A 15,142-nucleotide genomic window follows, 5' to 3' on the forward strand; every position below is an offset into this window, starting at 1 on the left:
AGGATGGTGACTTCAGGAGGCCACCCTGTCGATCCTTTGCGTGTTTGCCGTCGTATCGGTCATATTGGTCACACCTCCTCGCGACCTCGCCGTTATCTCGAACTGCTTTCATCGAGGCCCTGACCAGGGAGTTGACTCGTGCGACGCTTAATCAACGCCTCGCTCGGTACCCAGCTTTTCGTGTTGCAGACCGTGATCGTGTTCCTCGCGGTGGGCGGTACGGCGGGCGTCTGGATGGAGCACACGCGCGTCCTGCTGGACCGCCAGTACCAGCAGCGCGCCCTGGCGATCGCCGAGTCGGTGGCCGGCCTTCCCCAGGTGCGTGAGGCGTTCGGCCTGCCCCGGCCCGAGCTGAGCCTGCAGCCGATCGCGCTCGGGGTGCAGGCGGCCACCGGCGCCGACTACGTGGTGATCGCGAACCGCGACCAGATCCGCTACGCCCACCCCAACGCGGCCCTGATCGGCAAGAGGCTGTCCACCGACGGCTCCGAGGTCATGACGAACGGGCGGCACTGGACCGGCATCCAGACGGGCACCCTCGGCCGCTCGGTACGCGGCAAGGCCCCGATCTTCGACTCCTCGGGGCAGGTCATCGGCCTGGCCTCGGTCGGGATCCTGGAGGGGACCGTCGCCGACCAGCTCGGCGAGGCGCTCCCGCCGCTGCTGTGGACGGTCCTCGCGGTCCTCGTCGCCGGGTCGGCCGCCGCCGCGCTGATCGCCCGGCGGGTACGACGCCAGACGTTCGGCCTGGAACCGGGTGAGATCGCGGCCCTGCTCGAACAGCGCGAGGGCGTGCTGCACGGCGTCAAGGAGGGCGTGCTCGCCCTCGACCTCCAGGGACGGGTGACGCTGGTCAACGACGCGGCACGCGACCTGCTCGGCCTCTCCCAGTACGACGTCGGCCGCAGCCTGCGGGAGATGCCCCTGTCCGACCGGATGCGGGACGTGCTGGACGGCGTGGACTCCGGCGACGACCGGGTGGTGCTCCACCGCGACCGGGTGCTGGTGCTCAACCGGACCCCGGTGGCCGTACGGGAGCGGCAGAGCGGCTGGGTGGTCACCCTGCGGGACCGCACCGAGCTGGTGCGGCTGGCGCGCGAGCTCGACCAGGCCAGCACCACGACCGGCGCGCTGCGCGCGCAGGCCCACGAGTTCGCCAACCGGATGCACACCGTGGTCGGCCTGCTGGAGCTCGGCGAGCACGAGACGGCCGTCAGCTACATCACCCAGACCACCGAGGCCTACAGCAGGCACGCCTCGGGCATCAGGGAGAAGGTCGCCGACCCGACGCTGGCCGCGCTGCTGCTGGCCAAGTCGGCCGAGGCGGCCGAGCGGGGCGCCACCCTGGTGCTGTCCGACGACTCCCGGGTGGAGGCGGGCATGCTCGGCGACCCGCACGACGCCGTCCTGGTGGTCGGCAACCTGGTCGCCAACGCCCTCGACGCGCTGCAGGAGACCGGCGGGACGGTGGAGGTCTCGGTCCGCACCGAGGCGGACGGCCTGCGCGTCCGGGTCGGCGACTCCGGCCCGGGAATCACCCCGAGCCTGGTCCACGAGGTGTTCAGGGAGGGCTTCACCACCAAGGCCGCCCACGCGGGGCCGCGCGGCCTGGGCCTGGCCCTGACCCGCCAGGCGTGCTCGCGCCGGGGCGGCTGGGTGCGGGTGCACAACGCGGGCGGAGCGGTCTTCACCGCCCTCCTGCCCACCAGAGAGCCCGTGCCGTCCCCCTCCGCCGGGGAATCCGCGGAACGGAGGGTGCCGAGGTGACCGGGAACGGGCACGCGGGGGAGATCCGTGTCCTGGTCGTGGACGACGACTTCATGGTGGCCAGGATCCACGGCGGCTACGTCGCCAGGATGCCCGGCTTCACGGTCGCCGACGTCGTCCACACCGGGGGCGCCGCGATCGCGTCGGCCGCGACGCGCAGGCCCGACCTGGTGCTGCTCGACATCTACCTGCCGGACATGTCAGGACTCGACGTCCTCGCGAAGCTCAGGGAGGCCGTGCATCCGGTGGACATCCTGGTTATCACCGCCGCGCGGGACGTGGCCACCGTCCGGGCGGCGATGCGCGGCGGCGCGGTCAACTACCTGATCAAACCCTTCACCGCCCGCGCCCTGGCCGAGCGCCTCGAACAGTACGCCGAGATCCGCAGGCAGCTCGCCACCCTCGGGGAGGAGGCCCGCCAGGACGAGATCGACCGGCTCTTCGGCGCGGTCAGGGGGGTCCCGCCGCCGCTGCCCAAGGGGCTGTCCGGCACCACGTGCTCCCTGGTCGCCGCGGCCCTCAGGGAGAGCGGCGGCGACCTGTCGGCGGCCGAGGCGGCGACGCTCACCGGCCTCTCCAGGGTCAGCGCCCGCCGGTACCTGGAACACCTGTGCGCGGCGGGCCAGGCGGAGCTCCGCCCGAAGTACGGCACCGCGGGAAGGCCGGAACACCGCTACCGCTGGACGGGCTGATTTGTTACTCCTTTTGGGACGGCGGTTGACCAATGTGGTTTAAGGTTGCCGGAGGTGGAAGTTGCGAAGCAGGAGGATACGGAGGCCGTGCGGAACGCCGGAGCGCCTGTGAACCCGCCGCCGGACCCCTTTGAGGCAGTGCCGCTTCCCTCGGGCCCCGTCCCGCCGGGCGCCCGCGACCCGCGATTCCCTCCCGCCGGCCCGCAGGCTCAGGCCCCCCGTCCCCAGACCGCCCCTCAGGCCGCCCACCCCCAGGGCGGCTCAGGGCTTCCGCCGGGCGTCTCGCCCGACATCTTCGGCCCCACCGGTGCCGCGGGAGCCCCCGGTTTCGGCGGTCCCCCCGGACTCGGCGGCCATCCCGGTCCCGGCGGTCCCCCCGCGCCGCCCCGCGGCACGACGCTCCCGCCCGCCCCCCGGCCCCCGCAGCCCTGGCAGATGGCCCTCCCGCCGGAGCGCCCCTCCCACCGCGACGAGCCCTCGCTCGTCCCCGGTGGCGACGGAGGGTTCCCGCAGCCCGACGGGCTCCGCTACGAGGAGCCGCCCCCGCGCCGCCGCGGGGCCCGCAGGCTCTTCCTGATCGTCTTCGCCGTGCTGTTCGTCGTCGGGCTCGCCTACGCGGTGCCCGCGGTCATCATGTCCGGCAGGATGCTGCCGGGCACCACCGTGCGGGGCGTCGACATCGGCGGCCTGACCGCCACCGAGGCCGCCGACAAGCTCAGGGACCGCCTGACGGGCGAGGCCTCCGGGGAGATGACCCTCCTGGCGGCGGGCAAGCGCTACCCGTTCAACCCCGTCAAGTCGGGGCTCGAGTTCGACGTGGTCGCCACCATCAACCGGGCGCCCAGCGACTTCCCCAGCCCCTCCCAGGTCTGGCGGGCCTTCACCGGCACCACCGAGCTGGAGCCCCAGGTCTCCGCCGACGCCGAGAGCATGCGGACCGCGGTCGCGAGCCTGGCCAAGAAGATCGACCTCAAGGTGCGCGAGGGCTCGGTCACGTTCGAGGGCGTCAAGCCCGTCGTCGTGATGCCCCGCGACGGCAGGGAGCTGGAGCGGGAGGCCGCGGTCACCGCGATCACGGACGCCTTCCTCGGCCCGTCGAAGGAGGTCCGCCTCCCCGTCTCGGTGATCAAGCCGATGGCCGGTCAGGAGGCGGTCAAGAGGGCCGCGGCCGGAGCGGCCAGGGCCCTGTCCGGGCCGGTCACCCTGACCTTCGCCGGCAAGCGGGTCCAGCTGCCGGTGGAGACCCTCGCCGCCCACCTGTCCTTCAAGCCGGACGGCGCCGGCGGCATGAGCCCGGAGTTCGACGCCAGGAGCGCCGTCGCCTCGGTGGAGGGGGACCTCGTCGACCCGGTCCTGGCCCCGCGCGACCCCACGTTCCAGATCGTCGGGGGCAAGCCGAAGCTGGTGCCCGGCCGCAAGGGCAAGGGCATCGACGACGAGCGGCTCGCCTCGGACATGGCCGAGATGATCAAGGGCGACGGCGACCGGACGATCCCGGTGCTCCTGGCCACGGTCAAGCCGCGGATGTCCGACGCCGAGGCGCGCAAGCTCGGCATCAAGGAGCGCATCAGCCAGTTCACCACGCCCTACGAGTGCTGCCCGTCCCGGGTCACCAACATCAGGACGATCGCCAAGCTCCTGGACGGCTACCTGGTGAAGCCGGGCGAGACCTTCTCGCTCAACGGCGTCATCGGCCAGCGCGACACGGCCCGCGGCTTCGTCCCCGCCCCCATGATCCAGGGCGGCAGGCTGGTCGACTCGGTCGGCGGCGGCATCTCCCAGTTCGTCACCACCATGTACAACGCGGTGTTCTTCGGCGGCCTCGAGGACGTCCAGCACGTGGCGCACGAGTTCTACATCTCCCGCTACCCGGCCGGGCGCGAGTCCACGGTCTCCTGGCCCGAGCCCGACTTCCGCTGGAAGAACGACTCGCCGTACGGGGTGCTGGTGAAGACCTCCTTCAACGACAGCGGGGTCACCGTCGGCTTCTGGAGCACCAAGCGCTACGAGATCGAGTCGATCTCGTCCGAGAGATACAACGTCACCCCGTTCGAGAGCGACACCGACAGCGGTCCCGACTGCATCGAGATGGTCGGCCAGAACGGCTTCACGATCGACGTCTGGCGCGTCTTCAAGCAGGACGGCAAGGAGATCAAGCGCGTCAAGAAGACGACGGTCTACCGTCCCGAGCTCGACCTGAAGTGCGTGCCCGAGTAACCCCGGACAACAGGGCCGCGTCCTCTCCGCACGGCCCTGTCCCGCACGACCCTTTCCCTCCGCGGCCGGCGGCACCCCGGGGCCAGGGTCCGGTGTTCCCGGCTTTTCCGGCAATTCCGGCGCGGCCGGAGCGGCGGCGTCATGGGCGGCGCGGCTGGATAATGCGTCCATGAAGATCTGGGTCCCCTCCAAAGCCGCGGCCGACGTCCTGTGCGACCTCCCGGAGGTGGAGTGCGTCGTCTACGACGGCACGGAGCCGGTGCCCGAGGGGGCGGAGGAGGCCGAGGTCTGGATCCCGCCTCTGATGCCGGTGGCCGACCTCCCCGGGCTGCTCGCCCGGATGACCGGCCTGCGGCTGTTGCAGACCGTCACGGCGGGTGTCGACGCCTACCGGCCGCACCTGCGGGAAGGGGTGACGCTGTGCAACGCCAGGGGCGTGCACGACGCGGGCACCGCCGAGTGGGTGGTGGGCGCGATGATCTCCGTGCTCCGGGAGTTCCCCGGTTTCGTCCGCGCGCAGCTCCGGGGCGAGTGGACCTACCACCACACCGGTGTGCTGGCCGACTCCACGGTCCTGGTCGTCGGCTACGGCTCGATCGGCGAGGCGCTGGAGCGGCGGCTCGACGGTTTCGAGGTCGACGTCGTCCGGGTGGCCAGGACCGCCAGGCCCGGCGTGCACGGCCTGGACGAGCTGCCCGCCCTGCTGCCCGAGGCGGACGTGGTGGTGCTGCTCGTCCCCTCGACGCCCGAGACCACCGGCATGGTGGACGCCGGGTTCCTGGCCGCGATGAAGGACGGCGCCCTGCTGGTGAACGCGGCCAGGGGCACGGTGGTCGACACGGACGCCCTCGTCGCCGAGCTGCGCAAGGGCAGGATCCTCGCCGCGCTCGACGTCACCGCCCCCGAACCCCTGCCCGGCGACCACCCGCTGTGGACGGCGCCGGGAGTCCTCGTGACCCCGCACGTCGCGGGCAGCAATCCGGCCTCGGTACGTCGCACGCTGAAGCTGCTCCGCTCCCAGTTGCTGCGCTACCTCGCGGGCGAACCGCTCAAAAATGTGATCACGGGTTCCTACTGACCGGCAAAGGAATCCGGACCGTGGCTACCTCGTGACCTGCGGTGCGTACCGTCGGTAATAAGTGATCTCCGCGGACCGCGCGGTTATCAGATCGGTGACGACTGCGGCGTTGTCACCCCTCGCGCGGACCGGACGGCACACACTGGCCCTGTGCCGGTGCGAGCGCCGAGGACGAAGGACGACGTGCTCGCGCGGGCAGCGCGAGTGCAGCGAGCAAGGGATGCTGCGAAAGCGAAACACATCGACGAGACACACCAAACGACACTGATGGGCAGACGACATTGATCCGCTGGCGTGACCCCCGGGTACCGCTGACCGCCGCCGCCGTCGGCGTGGTGGGGCTCGTTGCCGCCCTGGTCAGCGGCGCTCCCGCCGTGGTCGTCGAGGCGGTGGCCGGCGTCGTCACCGCCACGGCCGCCGCGGGCTCGCTGTTCGCCGCCGCCTCCAGGACGACCGACCGGCGCAGGGCGCTGGCCTGGCGCTGGCTGGCCGGAGGCTCGGTCACCTGGCTGGCCGGGGTGGGGGTACGGCCGATCGCGGACGGCGCGCCCTTCGTGGTGACCTTCGCCGACCTGGTGCTCCTGGCAGGTACGGCCATGATCGCGGTCGGCACCGCGCTGTCGGCGGCGAGGCCCGCGCGCGGGCGCGCCCTGCTGCGCGACCTCGCCGACTCCTACGTGTGCGCCGCCGCCATCATGGTGATCCTCTGGGTGTCGCTGGTGGGCCCGGTCTACGGCGACGCCGGCGACGCGGGCGACGCCGCGGTCAGCTTCGCCTCGCCCCTGTTCTGCCTGATCCTCGCCTGCGTCGTGGGCCCCGCGGTGGTGCCGATCCGGCGGTCGGCCTGGCCGGTCGGCCTGGCCGCGCTGGCCGTGCTCGGTGCCGTCGCGACCTCCGAGACGATCACCGCGCTGGCCCGGGTGGGCGGCGACACGCCATCCCTGACCTGGGTGTGGCTCGCCCCCGCCGCGTTCCTCGTGCTCGCCGCGGTCCCGTGGAGCGGGCCCGCGACCCGGCCGCTCAAGCCCGCCGCCGACGACGACGAGCCGGCCGTCCGCGAGAGCACGTCGTCGCTGATCGCGGCCGTGCCGCTGTTCCTCGTCGCCGTGGCCACCGTCGTGGTGCTCCTGCGCGTGATCAGCGGCGGGGTGCAGGGGCCGCCGGCGGTCCTGGCCTCGGTGTGCGCGTCGATCGTCGCCGTCCTGCTGGTACGCCTGTTCGTGACGCTGCTGGAGACCGGGCGGCTGCGGAGCCTGCTCCATCTCGGCGAGCGGCAGCTGCACGACCTCGCCGAGAGCGCCGGCGACGTGGTCCTGCTGTGCGACTACGACGGCGTGGTGCGGCAGATCGGCGAGGGCGTCGAGATCACCTACGGCTACCGGGCCGAAGACCTGGTCGGCGGGAGGATCTTCGACTACATCCACCCCGAGGACGTGCCGGGAATCCAGGCGGCGCTGAGCGCGATGAGCCTGGAGGAGGAGGCCGAGGAGGGGCCGGGGGCGTGCATGGTCGCCTGCCGGGTCCGGGCCTCCGACGGGACCTGGCGACCGGCCGAGTCGGTGGCCACCCGGCACGTGCGCGGCGAGGACCTGCTGCTCGTCACCACCCGCGACATCAGCGACCAGGAGGCCCTGCGCAGCCAGGTCGCCCACCTCACCTTCCACGACGGCATCACCGGCCTGCCCAACCGGGCCTACTTCGAGGAGCGCACCCGCGAGGTGCTGGCCCGTCCGGGCGCGAGCAACGTCGCGGTGGTCTTCCTGGACCTCGACGGCTTCACCGCGGTGAACGACTCGGTGGGTCACGCCAGCGGCGACTACCTGCTCGGCCAGGCGGCCCGCAGGCTGCGCGCCGCCGTACGGGCCGACGACACCCTGGCGCGCTGGGGCGGCGACGAGTTCGCGGTGCTGCTGGAGGCGCCGGTCGACGCCCAGACGGCGGTCGACCTGGCCGAGCGGCTGGTCCGCACGGTCTCGTCCGAGCCGTTCCGGGTGGCCGACCGCGACATCGCGCTGACCGCGAGCGTCGGGGTGGCCTTCGCCGCCGACGACGTCTCCTCCGCCGACCTGATCCGCAACGCCGACGTGGCGATGGCCAGGGCCAAGGAGCTGGGCGGGCGCAGGGTCGAGGTGTTCGCCGCGCACATGCACGCCGACGTGGTACGCCGCCTGGAGCTCGCCGCCGACCTGCAGCGGGCCCTGCTGGAGAACCAGTTCGCGATCGAGTACCAGCCGGTGGTCGACCTGGCCACCTCGCGCGTCACCGCCGTCGAGGCGCTGGTGCGCTGGTGCAGGGGAGGCGAGTTCGTCCCGCCGGAGCAGTTCCTCGGCCCGGCCGAGGACACCGGCCTGATCGTCCCGCTGAGCGAGTGGATCCTGCGCGAGTCCTGCCGGGAGGTGGCCGCCTGGCGCGCCTCCGCCTGGGACATCGGGCTCTCGCTCAACCTGTCGGCCCGGCAGATCATGGCGCCGCGCTTCGTGGAGACCGTCGGGGCGGTCCTGGTCGAGAGCGGCCTGCCGCCCAGCGCGCTGACCCTGGAGGTCATCGAGGAGATGCTGGTCGAGGACGCGGAGGAGATCATCACCCGCCTCTCCGAGCTGCGTGCCCTCGGGGTCCGGCTGGCCATCGACGACTTCGGCACCGGCTACGCCTCGCTGGCGTTCCTGCGGCAGCTCCCGGTAGACATGATCAAGATCGACCCGTCCTTCGTGTCCGGGCTCGGCCGCGACGAGACGCTGACCCTGCTGACCCGCACGATCGTGCGGCTCGGTCACGACCTGGGGCTGATCGTGGTCGCCGAGGGCATCGAGCGGCCCGAGCAGCTGGAGCTGCTGCGCGAGATGGGCTGCACCCGGGGCCAGGGTTTCCTGGTGGCGCGCCCGATGGCCGCGCGCGGCGTCGACTCGCTGATGCGCACCAGCCTCTCCAGTCTCGGCACTCCCGCGTGATCTCGCATCTCGGACTCTGAGATATGTGTCCCATGAATTTGACGCGGGGGTACCCCGTCGGCCATGGTGGAGCCATGCAGCTTCACCGTGGGATTCTCGTAGTACTTCGCCGGCGCGCGGGCCGATAGCCGAAGCACTACGACCTGCGCGCCGCCCCAGCTCCGCCGTCCAGGCGGAATGGGGCATTTTTTATGCCATCAGCATGCTCAGCCACAAGGAACGAGCCGATGACCGAACAGATGACAGGAGCCCAGGCCCTGGTGAGGGCGCTGGAGCACGTCGGGGTCGACACTGTGTTCGGGATCCCGGGCGGCGCGATTCTCCCCGCCTACGATCCTCTCTACGACTCGACCAAGGTCCGGCACGTGCTCGTACGGCACGAGCAGGGCGCGGGGCATGCGGCGCAGGGATACGCGCAGGCCACCGGGAAGGTCGGGGTCTGCATGGCGACCAGCGGTCCCGGCGCGACCAACCTGGTCACCCCGATCGCCGACGCGTACATGGACTCGGTCCCGATGGTCGCGATCACCGGCCAGGTGGCCAGCAACGCCATCGGCACGGACGCCTTCCAGGAAGCCGACATCTCCGGCATCACCATGCCGATCACGAAGCACAACTTCCTGGTCACCGACCCGGACGACATCCCCAGGACGATCGTTGAGGCGTTCCACATCGCCTCGACCGGACGTCCGGGGCCGGTGCTGGTCGACATCGCCAAGGACGCGCTCCAGTCGAAGATGACCTTCCAGTGGCCGGTCGTCATGCAGCTGCCCGGCTACCGCCCGGTGACCCGGCCGCACTCCAAGCAGATCCGTGAGGCGGCGAAGCTGATCGTCGAGGCCAGGCGGCCCGTGCTCTACGTGGGAGGCGGCGTGCACCGGGCGGGGGCGTCGGCGCAGCTGCTGGAGTTCGCCGAGCTGACCGGCATCCCGGTGGTCACCACCCTGATGGCGCGGGGCACCTTCCCCGACAGCCACCCGCAGCACATGGGCATGCCCGGCATGCACGGCTCGGTGTCGGCGGTCGGCGCGCTGCAGAGATCCGACCTGATCATCGGTCTCGGCGTCCGCTTCGACGACCGCGTCACCGGCCAGCTGTCCACCTTCGCGCCGCACGCGAAGGTCGTCCACGCCGACATCGACCCGGCGGAGATCTCCAAGAACCGGCACGCGGACGTCCCGATCGTGGGTGACTGCAAGGAGGTCCTCTCCGACCTGATCAACGTGGTGCGCAACGAGGAGCGCAAGGGCGACTACACCGAATGGTGGACGGCGCTCAACGCCTACAAGGCGACCTACCCGCTCGGCTACACCGAGTTCGAGGACGGCTCCCTCGCCCCGCAGTACGTCATGGAGCGGCTGGGCGCGCTGGTCGGCTCGGACGCGATCTACACCGCGGGCGTCGGCCAGCACCAGATGTGGGCCGCGCAGTTCATCGGCTACGAGAACCCCGGCAGGTTCATCAACTCCGGGGGCGCGGGCACGATGGGCTTCGCCGTCCCGGCGGCGATGGGGGCCAAGATGGGCCGTCCGGACACCACGGTGTGGGCCATCGACGGCGACGGCTGCTTCCAGATGACCAACCAGGAGCTCGCCACCTGCACGATCGAGGGTGTGCCGATCAAGGTCGCGGTCATCAACAACGGTAACCTGGGCATGGTCAGGCAGTGGCAGACGCTGTTCTACAACCAGCGTTACTCCAACACCGACCTGCAGACGGTCCGCCGGATTCCCGACTTCGTCAAGCTCGCCGAGGCGTACGGTTGCGTGGGGCTGCGGTGTGAGCGTCCGGAGGACGTGGACGCGACGATCAAGAAGGCCATGGAGATCAACGACGTGCCTGTGGTCGTCGACTTCGTGGTGCACCAGGACGCCATGGTGTGGCCGATGGTCGCGGCCGGGACCAGCAACGACGAGATCAAGTTCGCGCGCGACATGGCGCCCGTCTGGGACAGCGAGGACTAGGCATGAGCAGGCACACGCTCTCCGTGCTGGTGGAGAACAAGCCGGGCGTGCTCGCGCGCGTCGCGGCGCTGTTCAGCCGCAGAGGGTTCAACATCGACTCGCTGGCGGTGGGGCCGACCGAGCACGCGGACATCTCCAGGATGACCATCGTGGTCAACGTCGCCGACCTGCCGCTGGAGCAGGTCACCAAGCAGCTCAACAAGCTCGTCAACGTGCTGAAGATCGTGGAGCTCGACCCGGCGCAGTCGGTGCAGCGCGAGCTCACGCTGATCAAGGTGCGGGCCGACGCGGAGAACCGCTCCAGCGTGCTGGAGCTGGTCAACCTGTTCCGGGCGCGCTGCGTCGACGTCTCCTCGGACGCGGTGACCATCGAGGTCACCGGCACGCCGGACAAGCTGCACGCGTTCATCAAGGTCCTGGAGCCGTTCGGCATCAAGGAGCTTGTCCAGTCGGGCATGGTGGCCATCGGCCGCGGCGCCCGTTCCATCACCGACCGTTCTCTCCGGGCCCTGGACCGGACCGCGTAACGCGTACGAGAAACCCGAAAGGTTAAGCAAGTGACTGAGATCTTCTACGACGACCAGGCCGACCTGTCGATCATCCAGGGCCGGCACGTCGCCGTTCTGGGATACGGCAGCCAGGGCCACGCCCACGCGCTCTCGCTGCGTGACTCCGGCGTGGACGTCAGGGTCGGCCTGCCCGAGGGGTCCAAGAGCCGGGAGAAGGCGGAGGCCGACGGCCTGCGCGTGCTCACGCCCTCGGAGGCCGTCGAAGAGGCCGACCTGACCATGATCCTCGCGCCGGACCACATCCAGCGCCACCTGTACGCCGACCACGTGGCCCCGAACCTCGTCGAGGGCGACGCGCTCTTCTTCGGGCACGGCCTCAACATCCGCTACGGCCTCATCGAGGCGCCCGAGGGCGTGGACGTGGCCATGGTCGCCCCCAAGGGCCCCGGTCACCTCGTGCGCCGCCAGTACACGGCGGGCCGCGGCGTGCCGTGTCTCGTCGCGGTGGAGAAGGACGCCAGCGGAAACGCCCTGGAGCTCGCGCTGTCGTACGCCAAGGGCATCGGCGGCACCCGCGCCGGGGCGCTGAAGACGACCTTCAAGGAGGAGACCGAGACCGACCTGTTCGGCGAGCAGGCCGTGCTGTGCGGCGGCGTGTCCGAGCTGATCAAGGTCGGTTTCGAGACGCTGATCGAGGCGGGCTACCAGCCCGAGGTCGCCTACTTCGAGTGCCTGCACGAGATGAAGCTGATCGTCGACCTGATGTACGAGGGCGGCATCTCGAAGATGTACTGGTCGGTCTCCGACACCGCCGAGTACGGCGGCTACTCCCGCGGCCCGCGCATCGTGACGCCGGAGACGAAGAAGGAGATGCAGCGCATCCTCGCCGAGATCCAGTCCGGCGAGTTCGCCAAGGAGCTGGTGGACGAGTTCGACGGCGGCCAGAAGAAGTTCACCGCCTACCGCGAGGAGATCGCCGAGCACCCGATCGAGAAGACCGGTGCCAAGCTCCGCCCGATGATGAGCTGGCTCAAGTAGCGGCGCCCGGTTCGCGGCGTTCGGGCCACAGCGGTCAGGTGGCCGCGCCCGGACGAGACACCGGATGAGACAACGGCCCGTGCCCCTCGCGACGCGTTCACGTCGCGGGGGGCACGGGCCGTTCTGTCGCCTGTCCGGTTTCCGCCGGATGCCCGGCGGCCCGGTCGTGCCTAGTGCTTGGCGAAGTTCTGGGTCCAGTAGATGCCCTGGGGGCTGTTGGCCACGCCCACCCCGAGGTGGGTGTAGGCGCAGTTCACGATGTTGGCCCGGTGACCGGGGCTGTTCATCCAGCCGGTGACGACCTCGGCCGGGGTGCGCTGGCCCCTGGCGATGTTCTCGGCCCAGGCCCGCATCGGGCTGAACCCGCTCGCCTTGATCCGGGCGGTCATGTCACGGCCGTCCTGCGAGGTGTGGCTGAAGTAGTTCTTGGCCGCCATGTCGTCCGAGTGGCCCTGCGCGGCCGAGCGCAGCTGCGGGTCGGAGACGAGCGGGCCGCAACCGTTCTTCTGCCGCTCGACGTTGGTCAGGCGCACCACTTCCTCGGACTGGGAGGACCCCGGGTTGGAGTTGGGAGGCGTGCTGGGGGAGGTGCTGGCCGAGGGGGTCGGCGCCGGGGTCGGCTTGGTGGTGCCGGTCGGCGTGGGGGTGGGGGTGACGGGGGAGCAGCTGCTGATCCTGACGGGCTTGGAACGGCCGCTGTTGCCCCGGTAGTCGGTGACGACGGCGTAGTAGACGCCGGGCGCACAACGCAGCCTCACCGTCACCCGCCCGTTGGTCCCCTTGCGGGACGCGCTCTTGACGATCGGGTCGTTCCCGGCCACGGCGCGCTTGATGCGGATGCGGACCAGGGCGGTCTCGTCGCAGCCGAGCCGCGCGGCGGAGGCCTGGAGCCGTCCGGCGGGGGTGACGTACGGCTTGGCGGCGTACACACGGCACTCGGCCTGGGGAGCGGCCGCGGCGTGAGCCGTGGCGATCGGCGTGCTGAGGGCCGCCAGGCTCCCGAGGCAGAGCAGCGCCCCTAGCGGTCTACGCATGTCGGTTCCTCCAGTTGGTTAGACGCTGGACGACTCCGCATTCTGTCGGGGACGGATCGGTCTTGTCAGCAAATTACGGACATTAACTATGGGCCCCAGGTAAACCAGAGTGGTCGCAGAGGCGTCTGGGGCCACTGATGCACGAACTCGCGCCCCAGTCCCCTTAATCCGGATATTTCCCTCTATATGTGCCATGAGCTGGACATTCGCCGTGTCGGTGAGAGGAGTTCCACCGGATCACGCGGTCTGGAGGACGGCCGCACCCGCCCGGAGCCTCGGCCGGGAGGAGCCGAAATATTCTCGTCTTTCCGCGTACCGCCCTGCCTCAGGATCTACCGGGCGCCCGACTCGCTGCGATTGAATGTGGCATGGTCTCCCCGGCGCCCCCTCCCGCCGTCGTCACCGTGTCGCGCGGCGTCCGCGTCGGCTACGGTGTCGGCTCGATCTGCACCGCCACCTTCTCCACGGTCCCCGGACTGCTGCTGCTGTTCTACATGACGAACGTGCTCGCGGTTCCCGCCTGGATCGCCGGCATCGTGGTCTTCCTGCCCAAGCTCTGGGACATGTTCATCAACCCCTGGGTGGGCCAGCGTTCCGACCGGACGGTCTCCCGTTTCGGTGCCCGCCGCCCCTGGATGCTCCTGGGCGCGGTCACCCTGCCGGTGACGTTCGCCCTCACCTTCGCGGGCCCCCCGCTCACCGGTGTCTCCGCCGCCCTGTACGTCGCCTTCTTCTACTTCCTCACCGCGACGGCCTACGCCTTCTACGAGGTCCCGTACAAGGCGATGCCGGCGGAGATGACCGACGACTACCACGAGCGCTCCTCACTCCTGCAATGGAAGATGGTCTTCGTCGGCCTGGGCATCCTGCTCGCCGGGGCCGGCGCTCCGGCGATCGCGGGCACCGACGTCGCCGGTCACCGGACCATGGGGATGATCATCGGCGTCGTGCTGCTGCTGTCGATGCTCGCCGCCTTCTTCGGCACGGCACGCGCCCCGGTGATCGCGCGGGCCGAGGCGGAGCCGTCGATCGCCGCCCAGTTCACCGCGGCCCGCTCGAACAAGACGTTCATGGTGCTGCTCGGCCTGAGCTGCGCCCAGATGTTCTCGGCCGGCGTCATGCTCGCCGGTGCTCCCTACTACGCCACCTACACGCTGGGAGACCCGGCGGCGACCACCACGCTCTTCGTGGGCATCGTCGGCCCGTTGCTGATCACCATGCCGCTCTGGGTCTGGCTGTCCAAGCGCTACGACAAGCGCGGCGCGATGATCCTGTCGTCGGCGCTGTTCATGACGGGCACCGTGGGGATGGCCTTCTCCGGCGCGCTCGGTTCGGCGTACGCGCACGCGTGCGTGCTCCTCGTCGGCATCGGCTACGCGGGGCTCCAGCTGCTGCAGTTCTCGATGCTCTCCGACGTGATCGTCCATGACGCCCTGGTCACCGGGAAGCGCCGGGCCGGGGTGTTCACCGGGCTCTGGACGGCCGCGGAGACCGTGGTCTTCGCGTTCGGCGCGCTCGTGCTCGGGTGGCTGCTGGCCGCGACCGGTTTCGTCGAGTCCGACCCCTCCGCCCCCGTCGCGCAGCCCGGGTCGGCGACCACGGCGGTGCTGTACGGCACCACGCTGCTGCCCGCGATCCTGATGGGGGTCAGCATCCTGCTGACCATGCGCTACACCCTGACGGCCGCGAAGATCAAGGAGGCCCAGGACGCCGCCGCCGAGACCCCGGCCGGCATCGTCGAGACCAAGGAGGGCTGAGGCGGCTCCCACCCGGCTCCCACCCGGAGCCCGCGTCACGGTCCGGGGTGATCATGGCGCGGCCCGGGGCGGCCGTGACGTGACTCGGGGGACTCCGGTGCGCGGCCCGGGGCGGCCGGGGCACGGGCCGGGAAGACC

At 70.8% G+C, this 15,142-nt stretch carries 10 protein-coding genes; 9 read left to right on the top strand and 1 reads right to left on the bottom strand.

Annotated elements, in window-relative coordinates; all coding sequences use genetic code 11:
* Nucleotides 1-138 precede the first annotated feature (138 nt).
* The 8 genes from AC5L38_RS17655 (at nucleotide 139) to ilvC (ending at nucleotide 12,213) form a co-directional block, all read left to right on the top strand.
* Nucleotides 139-1,767, top strand: a complete 1,629-nt coding sequence (locus AC5L38_RS17655; protein WP_495243889.1) for an ATP-binding protein — start codon at nucleotides 139-141, stop codon at nucleotides 1,765-1,767.
* Nucleotides 1,764-2,459, top strand: coding sequence for a response regulator (locus AC5L38_RS17660; RefSeq protein WP_495243890.1), 696 nt, complete (start codon nucleotides 1,764-1,766; stop codon nucleotides 2,457-2,459). Before AC5L38_RS17655 ends, AC5L38_RS17660 begins: the two co-directional genes overlap by 4 nt.
* Nucleotides 2,460-2,894: 435 nt before the next feature.
* Nucleotides 2,895-4,676 (top strand): VanW family protein, encoded by a 1,782-nt coding sequence (locus tag AC5L38_RS17665; protein ID WP_495243891.1) that lies wholly within the window; start codon nucleotides 2,895-2,897, stop codon nucleotides 4,674-4,676.
* Between the two features lie 169 nt (nucleotides 4,677-4,845).
* Entirely contained in the window at nucleotides 4,846-5,754 is a 909-nt protein-coding gene (locus AC5L38_RS17670; protein ID WP_495243892.1) for a 2-hydroxyacid dehydrogenase, read from the top strand.
* Nucleotides 5,755-6,035: 281 nt separating this feature from the next.
* Nucleotides 6,036-8,702 carry a putative bifunctional diguanylate cyclase/phosphodiesterase gene (locus AC5L38_RS17675; protein ID WP_495243893.1) on the top strand — a complete coding sequence of 889 codons (2,667 nt, stop codon included), beginning with the start codon at nucleotides 6,036-6,038 and terminating at the stop codon, nucleotides 8,700-8,702.
* Between the two features lie 191 nt (nucleotides 8,703-8,893).
* Complete coding sequence (locus AC5L38_RS17680) at nucleotides 8,894-10,666, top strand: acetolactate synthase large subunit (RefSeq protein ID WP_495243894.1); 1,773 nt, start codon at nucleotides 8,894-8,896, stop codon at nucleotides 10,664-10,666.
* 2 nt (nucleotides 10,667-10,668) lie between these two features.
* Nucleotides 10,669-11,193 carry an acetolactate synthase small subunit gene (gene ilvN, locus AC5L38_RS17685; protein WP_495243895.1) on the top strand — a complete coding sequence of 175 codons (525 nt, stop codon included), beginning with the start codon at nucleotides 10,669-10,671 and terminating at the stop codon, nucleotides 11,191-11,193.
* 39 nt (nucleotides 11,194-11,232) lie between these two features.
* The gene (gene ilvC, locus AC5L38_RS17690; RefSeq protein WP_362845669.1) at nucleotides 11,233-12,213 is read left to right on the top strand and encodes a ketol-acid reductoisomerase; all 981 of its coding nucleotides are present in this window, start codon (nucleotides 11,233-11,235) and stop codon (nucleotides 12,211-12,213) included.
* A 170-nt stretch (nucleotides 12,214-12,383) separates the two neighbouring features.
* On the opposite strand, the gene AC5L38_RS17695 is transcribed toward ilvC, so the two are convergent.
* Nucleotides 12,384-13,247, bottom strand: a complete 864-nt coding sequence (locus tag AC5L38_RS17695; RefSeq protein WP_495243896.1) for a CAP domain-containing protein — start codon at nucleotides 13,245-13,247, stop codon at nucleotides 12,384-12,386.
* Nucleotides 13,248-13,615: 368 nt separating this feature from the next.
* Between AC5L38_RS17695 and AC5L38_RS17700 the strand changes: the two genes are divergently transcribed.
* Nucleotides 13,616-15,004, top strand: coding sequence for an MFS transporter (locus AC5L38_RS17700; RefSeq protein WP_495243897.1), 1,389 nt, complete (start codon nucleotides 13,616-13,618; stop codon nucleotides 15,002-15,004).
* Nucleotides 15,005-15,142 lie beyond the last annotated feature (138 nt).

The organism is Streptosporangium nanhuense (assembly GCF_059358815.1).

Bases quoted from the DNA above. Each gene is read 5' to 3' on its own strand.
- AC5L38_RS17665 (WP_495243891.1), top strand. From the start codon at position 2,895: ATGGCCCTCCCGCCGGAGCGCCCCTCCCACCGCGACGAGCCCTCGCTC.
- AC5L38_RS17670 (WP_495243892.1), top strand. From the start codon at position 4,846: ATGAAGATCTGGGTCCCCTCCAAAGCCGCGGCCGACGTCCTGTGCGAC.
- AC5L38_RS17680 (WP_495243894.1), top strand. From the start codon at position 8,894: ATGCCATCAGCATGCTCAGCCACAAGGAACGAGCCGATGACCGAACAG.
- ilvN (WP_495243895.1), top strand. From the start codon at position 10,669: ATGAGCAGGCACACGCTCTCCGTGCTGGTGGAGAACAAGCCGGGCGTG.
- AC5L38_RS17695 (WP_495243896.1), bottom strand. From the start codon at position 13,247: ATGCGTAGACCGCTAGGGGCGCTGCTCTGCCTCGGGAGCCTGGCGGCC.
- AC5L38_RS17700 (WP_495243897.1), top strand. From the start codon at position 13,616: ATGGTCTCCCCGGCGCCCCCTCCCGCCGTCGTCACCGTGTCGCGCGGC.